General features: G+C 64.1%; 20 protein-coding genes and 4 tRNA genes. 19 read left to right on the forward strand and 5 right to left on the reverse strand.

All coding sequences use genetic code 11. The features are described 5' to 3' along the window. Window position 1 precedes the first annotated feature (1 nt). A complete protein-coding gene (locus FA90_RS20280) occupies window positions 2-808 on the reverse strand; it encodes an ABC transporter permease (protein WP_051971952.1) in 807 nt (268 codons plus the stop codon). Window positions 809-974: 166 nt separating this feature from the next. Between FA90_RS20280 and FA90_RS20285 the strand changes: the two genes are divergently transcribed. The 3 genes from FA90_RS20285 to FA90_RS20295 are packed head-to-tail and all read left to right on the forward strand — an operon-like array spanning window position 975 to window position 3834. After that, entirely contained in the window at window positions 975-1823 is an 849-nt protein-coding gene (locus FA90_RS20285) for a bifunctional 2-polyprenyl-6-hydroxyphenol methylase/3-demethylubiquinol 3-O-methyltransferase UbiG (protein ID WP_036172060.1), read from the forward strand. Then, window positions 1820-2692 carry a glycosyltransferase family 2 protein gene (locus FA90_RS20290; protein ID WP_051971953.1) on the forward strand — a complete coding sequence of 291 codons (873 nt, stop codon included), beginning with the start codon at window positions 1820-1822 and terminating at the stop codon, window positions 2690-2692. The genes FA90_RS20285 and FA90_RS20290 overlap by 4 nt, the downstream gene beginning before the upstream one ends. Then, window positions 2689-3834 (forward strand): acyltransferase, encoded by a 1146-nt coding sequence (locus FA90_RS20295; protein ID WP_197065333.1) that lies wholly within the window; start codon window positions 2689-2691, stop codon window positions 3832-3834. The genes FA90_RS20290 and FA90_RS20295 overlap by 4 nt, the downstream gene beginning before the upstream one ends. Before the next feature lie 8 nt (window positions 3835-3842). Here the strand turns inward: FA90_RS20295 and FA90_RS20300 are convergent, their stop codons facing one another. From FA90_RS20300 to FA90_RS20315, 4 genes are all read right to left on the reverse strand, one after another. Beyond that, window positions 3843-5129, reverse strand: a complete 1287-nt coding sequence (locus FA90_RS20300) for a sugar MFS transporter (RefSeq protein ID WP_036172066.1) — start codon at window positions 5127-5129, stop codon at window positions 3843-3845. A gap of 167 nt (window positions 5130-5296) precedes the next feature. Next, the gene (ttcA, locus tag FA90_RS20305; RefSeq protein ID WP_081933964.1) at window positions 5297-6259 is read right to left on the reverse strand and encodes a tRNA 2-thiocytidine(32) synthetase TtcA; all 963 of its coding nucleotides are present in this window, start codon (window positions 6257-6259) and stop codon (window positions 5297-5299) included. 6 nt (window positions 6260-6265) lie between these two features. Then, on the reverse strand, window positions 6266-6658 hold the full coding sequence (locus tag FA90_RS20310) for a dihydroneopterin aldolase (protein WP_036172069.1): 393 nt from the start codon (window positions 6656-6658) through the stop codon (window positions 6266-6268). Between the two features lie 33 nt (window positions 6659-6691). After that, window positions 6692-7489: an SDR family oxidoreductase gene (locus FA90_RS20315; protein ID WP_051971954.1), complete on the reverse strand. Its 798-nt coding sequence runs from the start codon at window positions 7487-7489 to the stop codon at window positions 6692-6694. 23 nt (window positions 7490-7512) lie between these two features. On the opposite strand from FA90_RS20315, the gene FA90_RS20320 reads away from it, so the two are divergent. From FA90_RS20320 to rpoB, 16 genes are all read left to right on the forward strand, one after another. Further along, the gene (locus tag FA90_RS20320) at window positions 7513-8667 is read left to right on the forward strand and encodes a class I SAM-dependent methyltransferase (protein ID WP_036172075.1); all 1155 of its coding nucleotides are present in this window, start codon (window positions 7513-7515) and stop codon (window positions 8665-8667) included. Between the two features lie 102 nt (window positions 8668-8769). Beyond that, window positions 8770-9810: a J domain-containing protein gene (locus FA90_RS20325; RefSeq protein WP_036172079.1), complete on the forward strand. Its 1041-nt coding sequence runs from the start codon at window positions 8770-8772 to the stop codon at window positions 9808-9810. 166 nt (window positions 9811-9976) lie between these two features. Continuing rightward, entirely contained in the window at window positions 9977-11611 is a 1635-nt protein-coding gene (locus FA90_RS20330) for a tetratricopeptide repeat-containing response regulator (protein WP_036172081.1), read from the forward strand. A 12-nt stretch (window positions 11612-11623) separates the two neighbouring features. Further along, a complete protein-coding gene (locus tag FA90_RS20335; RefSeq protein ID WP_081934121.1) occupies window positions 11624-13198 on the forward strand; it encodes an HDOD domain-containing protein in 1575 nt (524 codons plus the stop codon). Between the two features lie 175 nt (window positions 13199-13373). Further along, a tRNA-Tyr gene (locus FA90_RS20340) sits at window positions 13374-13458 on the forward strand. A 44-nt stretch (window positions 13459-13502) separates the two neighbouring features. Further along, a tRNA-Gly gene (locus FA90_RS20345) sits at window positions 13503-13576 on the forward strand. A gap of 11 nt (window positions 13577-13587) precedes the next feature. After that, window positions 13588-13662 (forward strand) — tRNA-Thr (locus FA90_RS20350). A gap of 80 nt (window positions 13663-13742) precedes the next feature. Further along, window positions 13743-14933, forward strand: a complete 1191-nt coding sequence (gene tuf / locus FA90_RS20355; RefSeq protein WP_036172084.1) for an elongation factor Tu — start codon at window positions 13743-13745, stop codon at window positions 14931-14933. A gap of 117 nt (window positions 14934-15050) precedes the next feature. Continuing rightward, a tRNA-Trp gene (locus tag FA90_RS20360) sits at window positions 15051-15126 on the forward strand. A 36-nt stretch (window positions 15127-15162) separates the two neighbouring features. Next, window positions 15163-15552, forward strand: a complete 390-nt coding sequence (secE, locus tag FA90_RS20365) for a preprotein translocase subunit SecE (RefSeq protein ID WP_036172087.1) — start codon at window positions 15163-15165, stop codon at window positions 15550-15552. Beyond that, complete coding sequence (gene nusG, locus FA90_RS20370; RefSeq protein WP_036172091.1) at window positions 15552-16166, forward strand: transcription termination/antitermination protein NusG; 615 nt, start codon at window positions 15552-15554, stop codon at window positions 16164-16166. Before secE ends, nusG begins: the two co-directional genes overlap by 1 nt. Window positions 16167-16275: 109 nt before the next feature. Then, on the forward strand, window positions 16276-16707 hold the full coding sequence (rplK, locus tag FA90_RS20375; RefSeq protein ID WP_036172093.1) for a 50S ribosomal protein L11: 432 nt from the start codon (window positions 16276-16278) through the stop codon (window positions 16705-16707). 1 nt (window position 16708) lies between these two features. Further along, window positions 16709-17407 carry a 50S ribosomal protein L1 gene (rplA, locus tag FA90_RS20380; protein WP_036172096.1) on the forward strand — a complete coding sequence of 233 codons (699 nt, stop codon included), beginning with the start codon at window positions 16709-16711 and terminating at the stop codon, window positions 17405-17407. A gap of 246 nt (window positions 17408-17653) precedes the next feature. Next, window positions 17654-18181 carry a 50S ribosomal protein L10 gene (gene rplJ, locus FA90_RS20385; protein ID WP_036176515.1) on the forward strand — a complete coding sequence of 176 codons (528 nt, stop codon included), beginning with the start codon at window positions 17654-17656 and terminating at the stop codon, window positions 18179-18181. A gap of 52 nt (window positions 18182-18233) precedes the next feature. Continuing rightward, complete coding sequence (rplL, locus tag FA90_RS20390) at window positions 18234-18608, forward strand: 50S ribosomal protein L7/L12 (protein ID WP_036172099.1); 375 nt, start codon at window positions 18234-18236, stop codon at window positions 18606-18608. Between the two features lie 292 nt (window positions 18609-18900). Then, on the forward strand, window positions 18901-23010 hold the full coding sequence (gene rpoB / locus FA90_RS20395; protein WP_036172101.1) for a DNA-directed RNA polymerase subunit beta: 4110 nt from the start codon (window positions 18901-18903) through the stop codon (window positions 23008-23010). Window positions 23011-23015: the final 5 nt, after the last annotated feature.

Raw genomic sequence — 23015 nt, forward strand, 5'->3', positions numbered from 1 at the left:
GTTACAGCCAGTAGGCGATGCGGTCGCGCTTGGCGTTGAACAGCCACAGCGTGAAGGCCCAGCCGGCCAGCGCCATCAGGCAGACCGCCAGCACCACGAAGCCGGGCGGCGCCGCGCCCAGCAGCGGATAGCGCACGATCTCGATCAGGTGGCTGAGCGGATTGAGCCAGACGAAGCGGCCGTTGAAGGGCAGGTAGCTGGGGCGGTAGAACACGGGACTCAGGAACATCAGCAGCGGCATCGCCGCGCCGATCACGTATTCGAGGTCGCGGTAGCGCGCACCGAGCATGGCGAACAGCAGCGCCATCCAGAACAGGTTGAGCGCGACCAGCAGCAGGCCGGGGAGGGCCAGCAGCGTGACCCAGCCGACCGGCAGCCGGAAGATCAGGACCACGGCGACGAATACCGGCAGGTTGTGCAGCAGGTTGATCAGGTGCTTGAGCAGCGTCTGGATCGGCGGCATCGACAGCGGGACGCTGAGGTTGCGCAGGATCGCGCCCTGGCGCCAGTAAGTAGTGGTCGCCTCCAGGATGCAGGCGCTCAGCAATTGCCACATGATCAGGCCGGCGGTCAGCGACGGGACGAAGACGGCGCGGTCCATGTGCAGCAGCTCGCTCCACACCAGCCCCAGGCCGAGGGTGCCGGCGGCGGTGCCGAGCGTGATCCAGAAGGGGCCGAGCACGCTGCGGCGGTAGCGCGCGCGCAGGTCGCCGGCGGCCATGAAGGCGATCACGTGCAGCAGCCTGGCGGCGCGATGGAGGTCGGCGAGCGCCGGGCCGGCGGCCGTCCTGCGGGCGGTCATGAACATGGGGCGGTGGCGAAGTGGCGGCTGGAAGCGCCGATTCTCCGGCAGCCGTACCCGATTCGACTGATCTTGCGCAATCTCGGGCGATCGAGCTGCAACCGCCGCGCCGCGCCGCGCTCTTAACTCATGTTTGAACCAGCGGATCGAGCGGACGACCGGAGGAGCGGCAATGAGCGAGCACCTGACCCAATACGCGCGCATGCAGAAGGCGTACTACGACGAGGCGCCGCTGGCGGTCGAGGACATCGTCGGCAACTACGAGTTTCACGAGAACTTTCCTTACGAGACGCACCTGCTGCACCGCTACGGCGACATCCGCAAACCCGTGCTGCCCGATGCGGCCCGCGCGCGCGGCTTCGAGATCGGCTGCGGCGAAGGGCGCATGGTGCGCCGCATGGCGCGCCTGCTGGCGCAGGTCGACGGCGCCGACATCTCGGAAAAGATGGTGCGGGCGGCGCGCGCACGCACCCCCGGCGCCGAGATCTTCCTCAGCGCCGGCGCCGACTGCGGCGCCGCAGCGTCGAGCAGCTACGATTTCGCCTACTGCGCCATCTCGCTCCAGCACATCTGCGTGCACGACACGCGCGCCCGCATCCTCGACGACATCGTGCGCATCCTGAAGCCGGGCGCCTGCGCCACGCTGCAGTTCTTCTTCTCCAAATACTATCCGTATTGCCGCACCGCGGCGCCGCCGGTCAACGAAGCCTTCCTGGTCGACGTCCACCACCTCGACCGGCGCCATGCGCGCTGGTTCGAAAACCGCTGGGACGCCGCCGCCACCAACAGCGCCTGCGACGTCGCCTTCGGTACCCAGGACATTCCCGAGGTGCTGGCCGATTTCCGGCGCTGGTTCGGGCACGCCGAAGTCTGGTTCCACGACCTCTCGATCGGCCGCCCTGAATCGCGCGGCAGCGGCCGTCCGGCGCTGCTGGCGCCGACGCACCCGAACTGCCACGGCTGGGAAGACACCTGGTTCACCCACATGGCGTTTTTCCACCTGCGCGAGCCCCGCAAATGAATGCCGGCGCCCTGGTCAGCTGTTGCATCGTCTGTTACCACAACAGGCCGGAACAGGTCGAGCGGCTGCTGGCCAGCGTCACCACGGCGCCGCCGGACATGCGGGTCTACCTGGTCGACAATTCGCGCACCGATGCCTTGCGCGACCTGGCCGCGCGCTTTCGCGTGCACTACCGCCACCAGCCCGACAACCCCGGCTACGCGCGCGCGCACAACTGGGCCCTGTCGCTGGCGGCGGCGGCCGGTCACGCCTATCACCTGGTGCTCAATCCCGACGTGCAGATTCCGCTCGACGCGATCGGCAAGCTGCTGGCCTACATGGAGCAGCACCCGGATGTCGGCATGGTGGCGCCGCGCGTGCTGTACCCGGACGGGCGCCTGCAGCCGCTGTGCAAGCTGCTGCCGCATCCGGCCGAACTGCTGGTGCGCCGTTTCTGCCCGCTGCTGCACCGATCGAGCGGACGGCTGGCGCGCTATGAATTGCACGGCACCGGCTACAACCGCGTGATGGACGTGCCGGCGCTGTCCGGCTGCTTCCTGCTGATGCGGGTCGACGTGGTGGCGCGCGCCGGCCTGTTCGACGAACGCTTCTTCCTGTATTTCGAGGACGTCGACCTGTCGCGCCGCGTCGGCCGCATCGCGCGCACCGTGTTCGTGCCGCACGTGAGCATCGTGCACGCCTACGCCAAAGGCTCGTACCACGAATGGCGCCTGTTGTGGCACCACCTGGTGTCGGCGGCGCGCTACTTCAACAAGTGGGGCTGGCTACGCGACGCGGAGCGCGACCAGGTCAACGCGCGCGCGCTGCGTGCGCTCGGGCTCGCGCGCCCGCGCGACGCCAGCCCGGCCGAGACGGACCTGCAGCCATGACGGGACGCCCCCTGGTGCGCGCCTTCGAAGGCGCACGCGGCCTGGCGGCCTTGCTGGTGGCGCTGTTCCACTTCGGCCTGGCCGAGCCGCCGATCGTGCGCGTCCGCGCCGGCTATCTGTTCGTCGACCTGTTCTTCGTGCTGAGCGGCTTCCTGATCTGCGCGGCGTATGCGGGCAAGCTCGATCGTCCGGCATCCCTGCCGAGCTTCCTGGTGCGCAGGATCGGGCGCCTGCTGCCGCTGATGCTGGTGGCGACCCTGGCCTATCTGCTGCTGGCGAACGTGGCCATGCTGGCGCATCAACGGCTCGATGGCGCGGCCGGTGCGGGATGGTTCACCATCCGGCCGCCGCTGTCCGAGTGGCTGGCCACCCTGACCATGACCCATTCGCTGGGCTTGTTCGATCACGTGATCATGAATTATGCGACGTGGAGCATCAGCACCGAGTTCTATGCCTACATCGCCTTCGCCGCGCTGTGCCTGCTGCTGCGCGGGCCGGCGCGGTTGGCCGGGTTCGCCGTCATGGCGGTGCTGGCGTATGGAGTGAGCATCTGGGCCAGCGTCCACGTGCGCGGCTGCCTGGCCGGAGGCGGCTGCATGGACCTGACCTTCGACTACGGCTACTGGCGCTGCCTGGCCGGCTTCTTCCTGGGCGCCACGCTCAGTGAGGTGCGCATCCGCGGACCGGCGCGGGCCCGATCGCAAGGGCGCAGGCTGGCGCTCGGCCAGGCTGCCAGTCTGGCCGCACTGCTGGTCATGTTCCTGCTGGTTGCGCGCGTGCCGGCCGCGGCGCTGGCGGCGCCGCTGTTGTTCGGCTTGCTGCTGCTGAGCATCCGCGCCGATGCGGGACCGCTGGCGCGGCTGTTCGGCGCGGCGCCGCTGCAGTTGCTGGGCCGGTATTCGTATTCGATCTACCTGATGCATCCCGTGATCCTGCTGGGCTGGAATGCGGGGCGGAGGTATGCGGAAGGGAGCCTGGCGCGGCTGGCGTTCCTGGCCGGCTACGTGGCGCTGGTGCTGGTGGTGTCGCGGTGGACGTTTCGCTGGGTCGAGGACCCGATGCGGCGCCGCTTCAACCGCTTCGCGGCGCGGCGTTTCGGCACGCGCGCCGCCGCGGAACCGTCCGCAGCGGGCGCGCAATGAGCCTGCGCTCAGCAGTTCTGCAGCGGACGGCGGGCGTACCAGCCGAAGGTGAGGATCAGCAGGTAGCACACGGCCGGCACGATCAGCGCCAGGCGCAGGCTGGTCTGGTCGGCGGTGAAGCCGGTGAGCAGCGGAACGATGGCGCCGCCGACGATGGCCATGCAGATCAGGCCCGAGCCTTCGGCTGCGCGTTCGCCCAGGCCTTCCGAGGCCAGGCTGAAGATGGTCGGGAACATGATCGAGTTGACCAGGCCGATCGCCAGCAGCGACCAGCCGGACAGCGCGCCGGTGCTGGTGGCGGAGATCAGCAGCAGCAGCGCGGCGATGCCGCCGGCCGAGGCCAGCACCTTGCCCGGCGAGCAGATGCGCAGGATGTAGGCGCCCAGGAAGCGGCCGACCATGCCGCCGCCCCAGTACAGCGACACGTGCTTGCCGGCGGCTTCCGCGCCCAGGCCCAGCACGTCATGCTGCATCAGGTAGTTGGCGATCAGCGAGCCGACCGCCACTTCGGCGCCGACGTACAGGAAGATGCACAGCATGCCGAAGGCGAAGCGGGTGCGCTTGAGCAGGCTGAACGGGTTCGACTTGCTGCCTTCCGGGCTGGTCTGCTCGACCAGCTTGTTGCGGTTGAACCAGACCAGCAGCGCGACCACGGCCAGCGCGATCGCCAGGCCGAGGTAGGTGTGCACCACCACCTGGCTTTCGGCGGCGCGGTAGGTCGCCAGCGCCTCGGCGCCCAGGGTCGACTGGTCGACCTTGGCCAGCGAGCCGAGGATCAGGATCGAGCCGATGTAAGGAAACACCGTGGTGCCGAGCGAGTTGAAGGCTTGCGCGAAGGTCAGGCGGCTGTGCGCGGTCTGCGGCGCGCCCAGCATCGAGATCAGCGGGTTGGCCACGACCTGCACGATGGTGATGCCGGCCGCCAGCACGAACAGGGCCAGCAGGAAGGTCACGAACTTACCCGACGACGATGCCGGGATGAACAGCAGGCAGCCCACGGTCATGGTCAGCAGGCCGACCACGGCGGTGCGCATGTAGCCGATGCGGCGCACGATGGTCGCACCCGGCAGCGAGACGATGAAATATGCGGCAAAGAATGCCGACTGCACCAGCATCGCCTGGGCATAGGTCAGGGTGAACAGGTCTTTCAGTTTGGGGATGATGACGTCGTTCAGGCTGGTGATGCCGCCGAAGATGAAGAACAGCGCGAAAACAAACACGCGCAGGCTGCCGACGTTCGTATTGGCATTGGCGGCGCCGCTCTGGGCGGCGCTGGCAGGTTGGCCGATTTGCATGGGGTGATCCAGGTGGTTGCAAGGGTGCCTGGCGCCGCGGCGTCAGGCTGGGGTAAGAATATTACAACGCTTTTCTGAAACATGGTCAGCAAAGCAACTGTATTTTTTGAAATCTTCGGGTGCCGATCGATCGCAAACCGAGCGGCAGGCCGGATGAGGAAGGAAAATTACAGCGGCTGGAGCGGAATCATGCCCGGTACGCTCGCCGGCGTCGAGCACGGTTCCTCATCAAAAGCGATGTCGCCGTTCGGATTTTCGATCCCGTCGGTTTTGAGTTCCGTAAAGCCGAACAGGTCGCGATCCATCAGGTGCGACGGCACGACGGTCGACAGCGCCGAGAACGTGCTTTCCACGCGGCCCGGGTATTTCTTTTCCCAGTCGCGCAGCATCGCCTTGATCTGCTTGCGCTGCAGGTTTTCCTGCGAGCCGCACAAATCGCACGGGATGATCGGGAACCCCTTGACTTCGGCGTAACGCTCGGTATCGGCTTCCTTCACGTAGGCCAGCGGGCGGATCACCATGTGCTTGCCATCGTCCGAGACGAGCTTGGCCGGCATGCCCTTGATCTTCGCGCCGAAGAACATGTTCAGGAAAAAGGTCTCGAGGATGTCGTCGCGGTGGTGGCCGAGGGCGATCTTGTTGCAGCCGAGCTCATCGGCGACGCGGTACAGGATGCCGCGCCGCAGGCGCGAGCACAGCGAGCAGGTCGTTTTACCCTCCGGGATCAGGCGCTTGACGATGCTGTAGGTGTCCTGGTTCTCGATGTGGTACGGAACGCCGAGCTTGTCGAGGTAGGCCGGTAGCACGTCGGCCGGGAAATTCGGCTGTTTCTGGTCGAGGTTGACGGCGACGAGCTCGAACTTGATCGGCGCGCGCTCGCGCAGCGTCATCAGGATGTCGAGCAGGGCGTAGCTGTCCTTGCCGCCGGACAGGCAGACCATCACCTTGTCGCCATCCTCGATCATGTTGAAGTCGCCGATCGCCTGGCCGACCAGGCGGCACAAGCGCTTGTGCAGCTTGTTGTTTTCGTAAGTGACCTTGTCGGCGCTTTTATCGGCGCGCTTGTCGGCGGCGTCGACGGTCTCGTCGCCGGTTTTGTCGATTTCGCGCGCCATCGTCATGTCATTCATGTTGCATCAATCCTTGATCTGGAATACTTCGACACCGACGCCTTCGCAGTCGGGATACACGTCCGGTTTCATGCTCGACACCTGGGCCGCGCGCACGCGCGGGTGCGTCAGCATGGCTTTCACCACGTCGTCGCACAGCGTTTCCTGCAGGTGGATGTGGCCTTGCGCCAGGCGCTTGGCGATGGTTTCGCGCATGAAGTCATAGTCGACCACCTCGTGCAGCTGGTCGTCCTTCGGGGTCGACTCGGCCAGTGGGATGTACAGGTCGACGTTGATCAGGACGCGCTGCTCGCCCTTTTTTTCGAAGTCATGGACACCGATGTTGATCATGACTTCGTAATTGCGCAGGAACAGCCTGCGGCAATCGCGCAGTTGCGGGTGGGACAGGGCGGACAACATAGGAAACCTTTGATGGTAGGGTCTTAAATTTTGCTATTTCGTCAAGAACATCACGTCGCGCTCGAGCGGCACCAGATGCTGGCCGCCGTCGACTAGCAGTGTGGTGCCGGTCAGCGCGCGCGCCGAGGCCGCATACAGGACCGCGTCGACGATGTCCTGCGGGGTGGACGAGCGGCCCAGCGGGGTCACGCAGTGCGCGCGCTCGAAGCCATCCTCGGCCTGGTCGCCGGACACCATCGTGATGCCGGGCGCCACGCCGACCACGCGCAGGGTCGGCGCCAGCGCCTGGGCCAGCATCGTGGTGGCGGTGTGCAGCGCCGCTTTCGACAGCGTGTATGACAAAAAATCCGGGTTGAGATTGTACAGTTTCTGATCCAACAGGTTGATCACCACCGCTTGCCCGTCGGCCGGGGTCAGCGCGTGCAGGGCCTGCGCCAGCAGCAGCGGCGCGGCCAGGTTGCACTGCATGTGGGCCGCCAGCAAGCCAGGCGAGAACGCGGCCGGCTTGTCGTATTCGAACAACGACGCGTTGTTGACGATGCAATCGAGCCGGCCCAGCTGTTCGACCACGTGCCCCGGCAGGGCGCGCACCGCCGCCTCGTCGGCCAGGTCGCACGGCGCCAGCACGGCGCGCCTGCCGAGCGCGCGCACGGCGTCAAAGACCTGCGCGGCCTCGTCCGCGGAGTGGCGGTAGTGGATCGCGATGTCCCAGCCGGCCTCGGCCATGCCGAGCGCGATCGCGCGGCCGATGCGGCGGCCGGCGCCGGTGACCAGAGCCACGCGCGCGGACGCGGACGAGACGGGAGAGGATGTCGAAGTGGTATGTGTCATCTGATCTTGGCTACAATGGCAGGATGTCTCTTCCCGCACCGAACAGCGACGCGCTCGCCGCGTCCCAAGCCCTGCAGCGTTTGATCGCTGCCGAGATCGCAAACCAAGGCGGCGCCATCCCGTTTTCGCGTTTCATGGAGCTGGCGCTGTATGCGCCCAACCTGGGCTATTACAGCGGCGGTGCGGCCAAGCTGGGCGCGGAAGGCGATTTCACCACCGCGCCCGAGATCAGTCCGCTGTTCGGCGCCACGCTGGCGCGCGCGGCCGCCGCTATTATGGCGCAAACTGGGCCCAACATCATCGAATTCGGCGCCGGCACCGGCAAACTCGCACGCGACGTGCTGGACGCGCTGGCGCGCATGGGCGTGGCGGTCGAGAGCTACACCATCATCGAACTGTCGGGCGAACTGCGCGCGCGCCAGCAGGAAGCGCTCAAGGCCTACCCGCAGGTGCGCTGGCTGAGCGGCTTTCCGGAAAGCTTCCAGGGCGCCGTGCTGGCCAACGAGGTGCTCGACGCGATGCCGGTCGAACTGGTCGTCAAGGAAGGCGGACGCTGGCGCCGCCAGATGGTCACCATCGACGAAGGCCGCTTTGCGTTCGAACCGGGCGAGCCCGACGGCGCGCTGCTCGAGCAGATTGCGCGCCAGATCCCCGATGCGGAGCAACTGCAGGATGGGTATTTGACCGAAGTGCACCCGGTCGCCTGCGGTTTCATGGGTTCGCTGGCCGCGATGTTCACGGCCAAGGGCAGCCGCGGCGCGGCGATCCTGGTCGACTACGGTTTTCCGGCGCGCGAGTTCTATTTCGACGAGCGCAGCGGCGGCACCCTGATGTGCCACTACCGCCACCACGCGCACCCCGATCCGTTCTACGTGCCTGGCCTGCAGGACCTCACCGCCCACGTCGACTTCACTGCGATGGCGCTGGCCGCCCAGGATGCCGGGCTGGACGTGCTCGGCTACATGAGCCAGGCCGCCTTCCTGCTGGCCTGCGGCATCGGCGAGCTGCTGCTGCAGACCGACCCGGAAGACACGCTGCGCTACCTGCCGCAGTCGAAGGCGGTGCAAAAGCTGGTGTCGCCGGCCGAGATGGGGGAGTTGTTCAAGGTGCTGCTGGTCGGCCACGGGGTCGAACTCGATCCGGCCATCGCGCGCGCCGACCGCAGCCATCGCCTGTAGTATTTTCGGCATCTTGCGCACAGGATACAAACCCGGCTATGCTTGCTCTGCCGTGATTCAGCTAATATAAGAGCAACCCGCCGGAGCGGCACACACCACGCCATGGCCAAGATCCATACCCATTATGACAACCTGAAGGTATCGCGCCATGCGCCTCAGGAAGTCATTCGTGCGGCCTACAAGGCGTTGAGCCAGAAATACCACCCCGACAAGAATCCGGGCGACGAACGCGCCGCGCGCATCATGGCGATCGTCAATACCGCCTACAACATCCTGTCCGACCCTGTGCGCCGCAAGGAGCACGACGAGTGGATCGCCGCCGAGGAGTGGGAAGTCGAGTGGCTGGAAAGCTCGCATGGCGAGGACGGCCGCGACAAGCCGCGCGGCGATGCCGGCTGGGAGCCGCGCCACGTCGATGCGCGGGCGCGCGCACGCGTGCTGCGCGATCCACGCTGGTGGGGCGCGATGCTGGCCTGCCTCGGCCTTGGGGCGGCGGTCGTCTTCATCGCCATCGATGCCCCCAGGATGCTGCCCAGCGCGCTGGCCTTTGCCGGCAAGCCGACCGCCGGCGTGTCGTCCCCGGCGCCGACCGGGCAGGACGCCGCCAACGCTGGTGCCAGCGCCAGCGCCAGCGCCAGCGCCGCCGTCGCCGAAGCGCCCGCCGGCGATGCCGTCGCCGAGGCCAGAAGCGACGGCTGGGCGCGCCCCGCCGGGCAGCCGGAATCGCCCGATGCGCCGCCCGACGTCAAGGCGCTCGGCGTAACGCAATTGGTGGTGCCGGCGCGCCAGCCCGATTGCGACACCGACCTGCAAAGCCAGATCGCACCGAACGGCGACCCGTGGCCGCCGCAGTCCGGCTACATCGACGGGTTCCCGCTCGGGAACCAGGGCGAGGAAATGCAGGTGCTGGTCGACAACAGCAGCAACCCATCCCCGGTGCTGGTCAAGATCTACGACCTCGACCGCCATTCCAACGTGCGCTACACCTATGTGCTGGGCCGCGCCAAGTTCCTGATCGACAAGCTCGCGGCCGGCAAGTACGAAGTGCGCTACCAGAACATCCTGCTGGGCGGAGCACGCACCGACTGCATCAACGGCAAGCGCGTGTTGCGCCAGGCAGCCGCACCGCATCCCGACGCCTGAGCTGCGCCGGCAGGGCGGCGGCAAGCGCGGTGTGGTTTTAAAACCACTCGCAATCCATGTTGCCGATATTCAAGTTTTTTGTTCCCGTGACGTAATATACTCCGCAGAGAATGCAGGCCCATGCAGCCTGCCTACGCCCACCGCGGCACTACGGAAAAACCGGAACATGAACGAACTTGACGGCCTCAGCGCCTTGATCATCGAGCCGCATGCCGGAATGCGCGCGACGATTCACAACATGCTGACCCAGTGCGGCCTATCGAAGGTCGAGCACGCCGGCAGTTCCAACCAGGCCGTCAAGCACCTCGGCACCAAGCCCTATGACCTGATCCTGTGCGAATACGGGCTGGAGGGCGGACAGGACGGCCAGCAGCTGCTCGAGGACGTGCGCCACCACAAGCTGATGCCGCTGTCGACGATGTTCTTCATGGTTACGGCCGAGGGCGATTACGGCAAGGTCGTCAGCGCCGCCGAACTCGGTCCGACCGACTACATCCTGAAACCGTTCACGGCCGACCGCCTGCTGGAACGCATCCGCCGCGGCCTGGAGCGCCGCAATGCGCTGCTGCCGGTGTACCAGCTGATGGAGGCCGGCAGCCAGCGCGAGGCGATCGACGCCTGCCTGGAAGGCGAGGCGAAGCATCCGCGTTATCTGATCGACTTCATGCGCCTGCGCGCCGAACTGCACATGTTCCTGGGCGAACCGGAGCAGTCGGCGCCGATCTACCAGCGCCTGATCGAAACCAAGGCGATCGCCTGGGCGCGCCTGGGCCTGGCCAAAACCCTGTTCCTGCGCGAGCGCTTCGGCGAAGCGCAAGACATCCTCGAAGGCCTGGTCGACACGAACAAGAACTTCGTCGATGCCTACGACTGGCTGGCGCGCACCCACGAGGCGGTCGGCGAGCTGGGCCGGGCGCAGGCGGTGCTGGGCGAGGCGGTCGGCGTGTCACCGCATGCGGTACGGCGCCTGCGCAAGCTGGGCGAGACGGCGCTCGAGGCAGGAGATCACGACACCGCCGAACAAATCCTCAAGCAGGTGGTGAGTAAAGCCAGGTATTCCGAATTCAAGGATCCGCAAGACCATGTGCGCCTGGTGCAGACGCTGGTGCGCAAGGGCGATCCGGTGCAGGCCGCGGCCGTGATCCGCGACCTCGACAAATCGATGGCGTTCCAGAAGCACACCACGCTGTGCAGCGCGATCGCAGCCAGCATGGTGCACGAGTACACCGGCAACGAAACGCGCCTGAACGAAGCCTTGATCGCGGCGCTCGGCGCCAGCAAGGACGCGCCCGAGCTGCGTCCCGAGCTCAAGCTGGAGCTGGCGCGGGTGGCGATCGACAACCACCAGGCCGAGGGCGCGGCCGAAGTCATGCGCGAAGTCATGCGCAACGCCAGCAGCGGCGCCGTGCTGGCCAAGGCGATGGCGGTGTTCGAGAACGCCGGCCACGCTGACCTGGCCAGGCAGCTGGCGGCCGAGAGCCGCCAGCAGGTGGTCGACCTGGTCGCCAGCGGCGCCACGCGCGCGCGCGAGGGCGACTTCAAGGGGGCGGTGACGCTGATGGAGGAAGCGGTCACCAAACTGCCCGACAATCCGCAAGTCGTGTTCAACGCCGCCCTGGCGGTGCTCAAATGCCTGGACCACGACGGCTGGGACGAGCGCCTCGGCCAGCAGGCGCTGCAGTACATCGGCGCGGTGCGCCGGCTCGACCCGGTCAATCCGAAGCTGCCGGCACTGGCCGGCCTGCACCTGAAGATCCAGAAAAAATACGACAAGGGCGCGCGTCCGAAGAAAGCGGTGTAATTGAACAAGATCATGGGTCCGGCAGTCCTCCTTCCTACGGCGCCAAACGACGGCGCTGCCCCGGACGGCCGGCGCGTGCGCGCGGCGCTGCTGCACAAGGTTTGCGGCGACGAAGACATGTTCGCGCTCGGCAGCTCGGTCGCGCGCGTGGTGCAGATGGCCTCGTCGGACGACGAAGGCACGCACGACCTGGCGTATTACGTGTTGTCCGACGTCGCCCTGACCCAGCGCATCCTGCGCCTGGCGAACACGGTGCGCTACCGGACCGCAGCCGGCACCGCCGTCACCACCATCTCGCGCGCGATTTCCCTGCTCGGCTTCGACAACGTCAAGACCACGGCGCTGGCGATGCTGCTGGTCGACGCACTGGCCAGCAGCGAGCATGCGTACAGCGTGCGGGTGGAGCTGGAAGCGTCGCTGTACGCCAGCCTGGTCGGGCGCGAGATGGCGCGCCACAGCTTTTACCAGGGCGCCGAGGAAGCCTCGATCGGCGCCCTGTTCAAGAATCTCGGGCCCTTGCTGGCGGCGTCGCACGCGCACGAGCGCTATCGCGAGATCGCCGCCCTGGCCGCGACCGGCAAGCACACGCTGGCCCAGGCCGCGCAGATGATCCTCGGCTGCAGCTACGAGGCCTTGTCGGAAGCGGTGCTGGCCGAGTGGAATATCCCGGACGTGATCATGCGCGCCCAGCGTGCCCTCGGCGAGGGCGCGCTGAAGGTGGCGCTCAATCGCGGCGAATGGATGCGCCAGGTGGCGTCGTTCAGCCAGGAGGTGGCGCAATTGCTGGGCCGCTGTGCGGGCCTCGCCGACGCGGCGGCCGGCACGCCGGAAGCACAGCGCCTGCTGGCGCGCTACGGCAGTGCGCTGAACCTCGGCGCGGCCGAGCTGGAAGCGCTGCTCGACGCGGTGGCGCAGGAAATGAACAGCCTGATGGAAAGCATGAACATGCAGCCGCTGCCCAGACAGAAGGCCGAGCCGGACGGCGCCGGCCTGCCCGACGTGCTGATGCTGGCCACCCTTGGATCGGATCGGGAAGAGCAGGGCGCCTGGCCGAGCGGCAAGCCGCGCAACGCGCGCGACCAGCTGCTGGCGGGCGTGCAGGAGGTCACGCAGATGCGCGCTTCCGGGCAGCACAAGGTCAACGAGCTCATCCTTGCAGTGCTCGAGACGCTGTACACGTCGATGGGCTTTCGCTTCGCGACCGTGGCGCTGAAGGACGCCAGGTCCGGCCAGTACCGCGCCCGCGCATCGTTCGGCGCCGGCCAGGCCCGTCAGCAGGCCGGGTTCGCGTTTCCGTCAACCCCCAGCCGCGACCTGTTTCACCTGGCGATGGAAAACGACGCCGACCTGATGATCGCCGATGCCTCCAGCCCGAGGATCCGCGACTTGCTGCCGTCCTGGCACCAGGCGCTGCTGCCGGAGGCGCAAAGCTTCATCGTGCTGCCGCTGGTGGTCAACCAGGTCCGGCTGGGCCTGTTCTACGCCGACCGCATCACCACCGCGCCGGAGGGCGTGCCACCCGACGAAACCGCGCTGATCAAGGCGCTGAAAGGGCAGGTGCTGGCCGCCCTCGGCGCGGGCGCTTGAGCCGCCTGCGTTTTTATTGAAATTAAATGAAAAACAGCCCTTGCAGACTTGCAGCCGGGTCTATACAATCACGCCCCGAAGCAACGACACTCTGTGTGCTAGATCAGTTCTAGTGAAGGCAGTTGACAATAGTTGACAACAGATTGCGCGTACTTCATACTCTGCGGTTCTTCGCGGTGGGGTGGCCGAGTGGTTAAAGGCAGCAGACTGTAAATCTGCCCTCTCTGAGTACGCTGGTTCGAATCCAGCCCCCACCACCAATGCGTGGATCGTGAAGTTGAATTGAATGCAAGTTGTACCTCGTGCGGGTGTAGCTCAATGGTAGAGCTGAAGCCTTCCAAGCTTATGACGAGGGTTCGATTCCCTTCACCCGCTCCAGTTTCAAATCAGCCCTTGTAGCTCAGTGGTAGAGCACTCCCTTGGTAAGGGAGAGGCCACGTGTTCAATCCACGTCAAGGGCACCAGAATTTTAGCGGCAGTCAGTAGCTCGACCGTCGTGTGAGCCCGGTACTTTTCAAATATTGTTGGATCTTAGGAGTCTAGAATGGCTAAGGAAAAATTCGAACGGACCAAGCCGCACGTCAACGTCGGCACTATCGGTCACGTTGATCACGGCAAAACCACCCTGACGGCTGCAATCGCAACCGTCCTGTCGAAGAAATTCGGCGGTGAAGCCAAGGCCTACGACCAGATCGACGCGGCTCCGGAAGAAAAAGCACGCGGCATCACCATCAACACCGCGCACGTCGAGTACGAGACCGCAAACCGTCACTACGCGCACGTTGACTGCCCAGGCCACGCCGACTACATCAAGAACATGATCACCGGCGCTGCCCAGATGGACGGCGCGATCCTGGTGTGCTCGGCCGCTGACGGCCCGATGCCGCAGACCCGCGAGCACATCCTGCTGGCGCGTCAGGTTGGCGTTCCGTACATCATCGTGTTCCTGAACAAGTGCGACCTGGTCGACGACGCAGAACTGCTGGAACTGGTCGAAATGGAAGTGCGCGAGCTCCTGTCGAAGTACGAGTTCCCGGGCGACGACCTGCCGATCATCAAGGGTTCGGCACGTATGGCCCTGGAAGGCCAGGCAGGCGAGCTGGGCGAAGACGCGATCATGAAGCTGGCCGACGCACTGGACAGCTACATCCCGACCCCGGAACGTGCCGTTGACGGCGCCTTCCTGATGCCGGTGGAAGACGTGTTCTCGATCTCGGGCCGCGGTACCGTGGTGACCGGTCGTGTCGAGCGCGGCATCATCAAGGTCGGCGAAGAGATCGAAATCGTCGGTATCGTCGACACCGTCAAGACCATCGTCACCGGCGTCGAGATGTTCCGCAAGCTGCTGGACCAGGGTCAAGCTGGCGACAACGTCGGCCTGCTGCTGCGCGGCACCAAGCGTGAAGACGTCCAGCGTGGCCAGGTTCTGGCCAAGCCGGGCTCGATCAAGCCGCACACCGACTTCACCGGCGAAGTGTACGTGCTGTCGAAGGACGAGGGCGGCCGTCACACCCCGTTCTTCAACAACTATCGTCCGCAGTTCTACTTCCGTACCACGGACGTGACCGGTTCGATCGTTCTGCCGGCCGATAAAGAGATGGTCATGCCGGGCGACAACGTGTCGATCACCGTCAAGCTGATCGCTCCGATCGCGATGGAAGAAGGTCTGCGCTTCGCAATCCGCGAAGGTGGCCGTACCGTCGGCGCCGGCGTGGTTGCCAAGATCATCGCCTAATCAGCGACTGTAGTAAAAGTGTCTCACCGGGGAGGGCGTTCCAGCCTTCCCCAAAAAAGAACATTGCGCGGCGCCTCCGCGCCGCGTATAATGTTCGATTCAACGAGAAGTTTATGTAGGGGAGTAGCTCAATTGGCAGAGCGTCGGTCTCCAAAACCGAAGGTCGCGGGTTCGATTCCCTCCTCCCCTGCCACCGAATTCGGTGCTCAGCACCCGAAAGTAAATAAGTATGTCTAATCAATCCGTGCAAACCGTCAGCACCTCGAACGACAAGTTCAAGGTCGTGCTGGCAGTGGTTGCTGCGATTGCAGGCGTGGTCGGCTTCTTCATTCTGAAAGGCCAGAACAAACCAGCTCTGATGTGCGCAGGCGCACTCGTGGCTGGTCTTGTCGTTGCCGTGCTGCTGTTGTGGACGTCTGCTGCCGGACGCGATTTCCTGGGCTTCGCCAAGGAATCCGTACGCGAAACGAAGAAGGTTGTTTGGCCCACCCGCAAAGAAGCGACCCAGATCACCGCCGTGGTATTTGGTTTCGTGCTGGTGATGGCGATTTTCCTGTGGGGCACGGATAAGATTCTTGAGTTCCTGATGTACGACGTGATCCTGGGGTGGAAACAGTAATGAGCGATAACGTTCAGCAAGACAACGTGCCGGGTGATGTCCCGGCACAAGACGCTGGTGCCCCGCTGAGCACGCCGGTCAGCAACAAGCGCTGGTACGTCGTGCATGTCTACTCGGGCATGGAAAAGAGCGTGATGCGCGGCCTGACCGACCGCATCGAGCGCGGCGGCATGCAAGAGCAGTTCGGCCGCATCCTGGTCCCGACCGAAGAAGTGGTCGAAGTCAAGAACGGCAGCAAATCGGTGTCCGAGCGGCGCTTCTTCCCGGGTTATGTGCTGGTCGAGATGGAAATGACCGACGAGACCTGGCACCTCGTGAAGAATACGCCCAAGGTCACCGGCTTCATCGGCGGCAAGAGCAACAAGCCGACGCCGATCCCGGCGCGCGAGATCGACAAGATCATGCAGCAGGTCCAGGAAGGCGTCGAAAAGCCGCGGCCCAAAGTGCTGTACGAAGTGGGCGAGCAGGTGCGCATCAAGGAAGGCCCGTTCACCGACTTCAACGGCAACGTCGAGGAAGTCAACTACGAAAAGTCGAAGGTGCGTGTCACTGTCACCATCTTCGGCCGCGCGACTCCGGTGGAACTGGAGTTCGGCCAGGTAGAGAAAGTCTAAAACGCCCAATCGGAGCGTCGCAGCAGCAAGGCGGAATCCGATAAGAGGAGCTCCGCCGGATAAGTGGTACCGGTAGGGGCGATACCACTCAATCGACTAGGAGCCTGACATGGCAAAGAAAATCGTCGGTTTTATCAAGCTGCAAGTGGCGGCTGGTAAGGCAAATCCCTCCCCCCCGATCGGCCCGGCACTCGGCCAGCGCGGTCTGAACATCATGGAATTCTGCAAGGCGTTCAACGCCCGTACCCAAGGCATGGAGCCGGGTATGCCGATTCCGGTGGTGATCACCGCCTTCGCGGACAAGTCCTTCACCTTCGAGATGAAGACCCCGCCGGCAACCTACCTGATCAAGAAAGCCGCTGGCGTCGTCAAGGGCTCGCCGAAGCCGCATACCGACAAGGTCGGCACGCTGACCCGCGCCCAGGCTGAAGAAATCGCAAAAACCAAACAGCCGGACCTGACCGCTGCCGACATGGATGCCGCTGTGCGCATCATCGCCGGCTCGGCTCGTTCGATGGGCATCACGGTGGAGGGTATCTAACATGGCTAAGCTGTCCAAGCGCACCAAAGAAATGAAAGCCAAAGTCGATCGCAACAAGGTTTACGCGTTCGACAACGCCGTTTCGATCATCAAAGAATTCGCAACCGCCAAGTTCAACGAGTCGATCGACGTCGCCGTCCAGCTGGGCGTGGACCCGAAGAAGTCGGACCAGGTGGTTCGTGGTTCGGTGGTCCTGCCGGCCGGTACCGGCAAGACCGTCCGCGTGGCCGTGTTCGCCCAAGGCGACAAGGCCGAGCAGGCTCGTGCAGCCGGTGCCGACATCGTCGGCATGGAAGACCTGGCAGACCGCGTCAAGGCCGGCGACATGCCGTTCGACATCGTGATCGCTTCGCCGGACACCATGCGTATCGTCGGTACCCTGGGTCAGATCCTGGGCCCGCGCGGCCTGATGCCGAACCCGAAGGTCGGCACCGTGACCCCGGACGTGGCAGGCGCCGTGCGCAATGCCAAGGCTGGTCAGGTCCAGTACCGCACCGACAAGGCCGGTATCATCCACGCCACCATCGGCCGCAAGTCGTTCTCGGACGAGCAGCTCAAGACCAACCTGGTCGCGCTGATCGACGCCCTGAACAAGGCCAAGCCGGCATCGTCGAAGGGTATCTACCTGCGCAAGGTCGCACTGTCGTCGACCATGGGCGCCGGTGTGCGTGTCGATCACGCTACCCTGAACGGCCAGTAACAAGAATTAAGTCCCCGCCGTTCCGACGGCGGGGCAGATCTTTGGGCTGGCGGATTGAACCCCGCCAGGCAATCAAAGACCGTTGGGCCGAAGGCATCCGTCAGGCTGGAGGTTAATAGATCACCCAACGCAGATGGCGAACCCGAACAAGTTTTGTAGTCGATGCTATGTCGTACTTCTTAACTTCGGACGCCGTGTTCGAACCGATGCGGGGGATTTCCCTCACATCATTTAAGGAGATTGACCGTGGGTCTTAATCTGAATGACAAAAAGGTCGTCGTCGAAGAAGTTAGCGCGAAAGTAGCAAGCGCGCAAACCATCGTCGTCGCCGAGTACCGTGGCATCCAGGTTAGTGCTCTGACGAAACTCCGTGCAAATGCTCGTTCGCAGGGCGTGTACCTGCGTGTTCTGAAGAACACGCTGGCTCGCCGCGCTGTGGAAGGCACCCAGTTCGCACCTCTGGCCGACAGCATGGTTGGTCCGCTGATCTACTCGATCTCGGACGACGCCGTGGCTGCCGCCAAGGTCATCAGCGACTTCTCGAAGACCAACGACAAACTGGTGGTCAAGGGCGGTAACTACGCTGGTAAGAACCTGGATGTCGCCGGCGTTACCGCGCTGGCAAGCATCCCGAGCCGTGAAGTCCTCATCGCCCAGCTGCTGGGCGTCATGCAGGCTCCGGTTTCCGGCTTTGCACGAGTTCTGGCCGCAGTCGCGGCACAAAAAGGCGAAGGCGCCGCAGCTCCGGCAGAAGCCGAAGCAGCAGCAGAGTAAGCCAGTCTTTTTGTTCTAGTACTAACTACACATCAAATATTTGGAGTTTCAAATGGCAATTAGCAAAGAAGAGTTCCTGGACGCAGTTGGCGCAATGTCGGTCATGGAACTGAACGACCTGGTCAAGGCTTTCGAAGAGAAGTTCGGCGTGTCGGCAGCTGCAATGTCGGCACCGGCTGCTGGCGGCGGCGCTGCTGCTCCGGCTGCTGAAGAGCAGACCGAGTTCAACGTTGTTCTGACCGAAGTCGGCGCGAACAAGGTCGGCGTCATCAAGGCCGTTCGTGAAATCACCGGCCTGGGCCTGAAAGAAGCCAAGGACGTCGTTGACGGCGCACCGAAGACCGTCAAGGAAGCCCTGCCGAAAGCTGACGCTGAAGCCGCCAAGAAGAAGCTGGAAGACGCTGGCGCCAAGGCCGAGCTCAAGTAATACATATGCAACGGGCGCTGGCGACAGCGCCCGGCGCCGGAGTCAAAGCTTGCAGATCCCTGCCGGAAGGTGGGGTATGCGGCTTTGGCTCTTTTGTCGTCCCTGCAGCAAAAAAGCGTCACCCCGGCGGCGGCAGCGCCGTAGCAGCACCACAGTAATCGTAACACAGCAGTACCGGCTGTCCTTTATCACCTGACCGAAACGCGGCGAGTTTTGAGGTCTTGCATGTGGTGGCGTCATTCCACTGGCAATCCCTGAAGTCTCATCCCTTTCTGTCACTCACGGAGTGTCCATGCACTACTCATTTACTGAGAAGAAACGCATTCGCAAGTCGTTCGCGAAGCGCGCCAACGTTCACAACGTTCCCTATCTCCTGGCTACGCAGCTGGAGTCTTACGAGAATTTCCTGCAGGCGGACGCTGGTCCGACCGTCCGCAAGAACGAGGGCCTGCAATCGGCTTTCACCTCCATTTTCCCGATCGTGTCGCACAACGGTTTTGCGCGCCTCGAGTTCCTCTCGTACGTGCTGGGTGACCCTGCTTTCGACGTCAAGGAATGCCAACAACGCGGCCTGACTTTCGCGTCGCCGCTGCGCGCCAAGGTGCGCCTGGTGATCCTGGACAAGGAATCGCCGACCAAGCCGGTCGTGAAGGAAATGAAGGAACAGGAAGTGTACATGGGCGAACTGCCGCTCATGACCGCCAACGGTTCGTTCGTCATCAACGGCACCGAGCGTGTGATCGTTTCTCAGCTGCACCGTTCGCCGGGCGTGTTCTTCGAGCACGACCGCGGCAAGACGCACTCGTCGGGCAAGCTGCTGTTCTCGGCACGTATCATTCCATATCGCGGCTCGTGGCTGGACTTCGAGTTCGACCCGAAAGATATCCTGTTCTTCCGCGTCGACCGCCGCCGCAAGATGCCGGTGACGATCCTGCTGAAAGCCATCGGCATGACGCCGGAGCAGATCCTGGCGAACTTCTTCGTCTTTGACAATTTCAACCTGCGCTCGGAAGGCGCGGAACTGGAATTCGTGGCCGAGCGCCTGCGCGGCGAAGTCGCGCGCTTCGACATCGTCGATCCGAAGTCGGGCAAGACGCTGGTCCAGAAGGACAAGCGCATCAATGCCAAGCACGTGCGCGACATCGAGAACGCCGGCATCTCGTTCATCTCGGTACCGGAAGACTACCTGGTCGGCCGCGTGCTGGCCACCAACGTGGTCGACGGCGACACCGGTGAAGTCATCGCCAACGCCAACGACGAGCTGACCGACGAACTGCTGGGCAAGCTGCGCGACGCCGACATCGAATCGATCCAGACGCTGTACACCAACGACCTGGACCAGGGCGCCTACATCTCGCAGACCCTGCGCACCGACGACACCGCCGACCAGACCGCCGCACGCGTGGCGATCTATCGCATGATGCGTCCTGGCGAACCGCCGACCGAAGAATCGGTCGAGGCGCTGTTCAACGGCCTGTTCTACATGCCGGAACGTTACGACCTGTCGGCTGTCGGCCGCATGAAGTTCAACCGCCGTATCGGCCGTGACGAGCTGACCGGCGACATGACCCTGTCGAACGAAGACATCCTGGCCGTGATCAAGATCCTGGTCGAGCTGCGCAATGGCCGCGGCGAAGTCGACGACATCGACCACCTGGGTAACCGCCGCGTGCGTTGCGTCGGCGAACTGGCTGAAAACCAGTTCCGCGCCGGCCTGGTGCGCGTCGAGCGCGCCGTCAAGGAACGCCTCGGCCAGGCCGAAGCGGACAACCTGATGCCGCACGACCTGATCAACAGCAAGCCGATCTCGGCCGCGATCCGCGAATTCTTCGGTTCGTCGCAGCTGTCGCAGTTCATGGACCAGACCAACCCGCTGTCGGAAATCACGCACAAACGCCGTGTTTCCGCACTGGGCCCGGGCGGCCTGACCCGCGAGCGCGCCGGCTTCGAAGTCCGCGACGTGCACCCGACCCACTACGGCCGCGTTTGCCCGATCGAAACGCCGGAAGGCCCGAACATCGGCCTGATCAACTCGCTGGCACTGTACGCCCGCCTGAACGAATACGGCTTCCTGGAAACCCCGTACCGCAAGGTCGATGGTTCGAAAGTCACCGACAAGATCGAATACCTGTCCGCGATCGAAGAGGGCCGCTACATCATCGCCCAGGCGAACGCCGCGATCAATGGCGAAGGCCAGCTGGTCGACGAGCTGGTGTCGGCGCGTGAAGCCGGCGAGACCATCCTGGTGTCGCCGGAGCGCATCCAGTACATGGACGTGGCCCCGGGCCAGGTCGTGTCGGTGGCGGCATCGCTGATTCCGTTCCTCGAGCACGACGACGCAAACCGTGCACTGATGGGCGCCAACATGCAGCGCCAGGCCGTGCCTTGCCTGCGTCCGGAAAAAGCCTTCGTCGGTACCGGCATCGAGCGCACCGTGGCGGTGGACTCGGGCACGACCGTGCAGGCAACCCGTGGCGGTCTGGTGGACTACGTCGATGCAGGCCGCGTGGTGATCCGCGTCAACGACGACGAGGCGCAAGCCGGCGAAGTCGGTGTGGACATTTACAACCTGATCAAGTACACCCGTTCGAACCAGAACACCAACATCAACCAGCGTCCGATCGTGCAAGTGGGCGACCGTGTCGCACGCGGTGACGTGATCGCCGACGGCGCATCGACTGACCTGGGCGAACTGGCCCTGGGCCAGAACATGCTGGTGGCGTTCATGCCGTGGAACGGCTTGAATTTCGAGGACTCGATCCTCATCTCTGAGAATGTCGTCAAGGACGACCGCTACACCTCGATCCACATCGAGGAACTGTCGGTGGTTGCCCGCGATACCAAACTGGGACCGGAAGAAATCACCCGCGACATCTCGAACCTGGCCGAAAACCAGCTGGCTCGCCTGGACGAGTCGGGCATCGTCTACATCGGCGCCGAAGTGCAAGCCGGTGACGTGCTGGTCGGTAAGGTGACCCCGAAGGGCGAGACCCAGCTGACCCCGGAAGAGAAGCTGCTGCGCGCGATCTTCGGCGAAAAAGCGTCGGACGTGAAAGACACCTCGCTGCGCGTGCCTTCGGGCATGGTCGGCACCGTGATCGACGTGCAAGTGTTCACCCGTGAAGGCATCGTGCGCGACAAGCGCGCCCAGCAGATCATCGACGATGAACTCAAGCGCTTCCGCCTGGACCTGAACGACCAGCTGCGTATCGTGGAAGGCGACGCCTTCCAGCGTCTCGAGCGTCTGCTCGTGGGCAAGACCGTGAATGGCGGTCCGAAGAAGCTGAACAAGGGCGCCGTGATCACCGCCGAGTACCTGGCCGACCTGGACAAGTTCCACTGGTTCGACATCCGCCCGGCCGACGACGAAACCGCCAACGCCCTCGAGGCGATGAAGGAATCGATCAACGAGAAGCGTCACCAGTTCGACCTGGCGTTCGAAGAAAAGCGCAAGAAGCTGACGCAAGGCGACGAGCTGCAGCCGGGCGTGCAAAAGATGGTCAAGGTCTACCTGGCCGTCAAGCGCCGCCTGCAGTCGGGCGACAAGATGGCGGGCCGCCACGGTAACAAGGGTGTGGTCTCGCGTATCGTGCCGGTGGAAGACATGCCGTTCATGGCCGATGGTACCCCGGCCGACGTCGTGCTGAACCCGCTGGGCGTGCCGTCGCGTATGAACGTCGGTCAGATCCTGGAAACCCACCTGGGTTGGGCAGCGAAAGGTCTGGGCCTGCGTCTGGGCGAAATGATCAAGGCCAAGGCAGAGACCGAGCAACTGCGCGCTTTCCTGGGCAAGATCTACAACGAGACCGGCAAGAAGGAAGATCTGGACAACTTCAGCGACGAGGAAATCGTCTCGCTGGCGAACAACCTCAAGAACGGCGTGCCGTTCGCGACCCCGGTGTTCGACGGTGCGCACGAGGAAGAAATCCGCCGCATGCTGGACCTGGCCTTCCCTGACCCGATCGCCAAGCACCTGGGCATGACCCCGTCGAAGAACCAGGTCACGATGTTCGACGGCCGCACCGGCGAAGCGTTCGAGCGCAAGGTGACCGTGGGCTTCATGCACATGCTGAAGCTGCATCACCTGGTTGATGATAAGATGCACGCCCGTTCGACCGGTCCGTACTCGCTGGTGACGCAGCAGCCGCTGGGTGGTAAAGCCCAGTTCGGCGGCCAGCGCTTCGGTGAGATGGAGGTGTGGGCACTGGAGGCGTACGGCGCATCGTACGTGCTGCAGGAAATGCTGACCGTCAAGTCGGACGACGTGAATGGCCGTACCAAGGTGTACGAGAACCTGGTCAAGGGCGACCATGTGATCGACGCCGGTATGCCGGAATCGTTCAACGTGCTGGTCAAGGAAATCCGCTCGCTGGGTATCGATATCGATCTCGAGCGCAGCTAAGCAGA

This window comes from Massilia sp. 9096 (genome assembly GCF_000745265.1).
Taxonomy (GTDB): Bacteria; Pseudomonadota; Gammaproteobacteria; order Burkholderiales; family Burkholderiaceae_D; genus Telluria.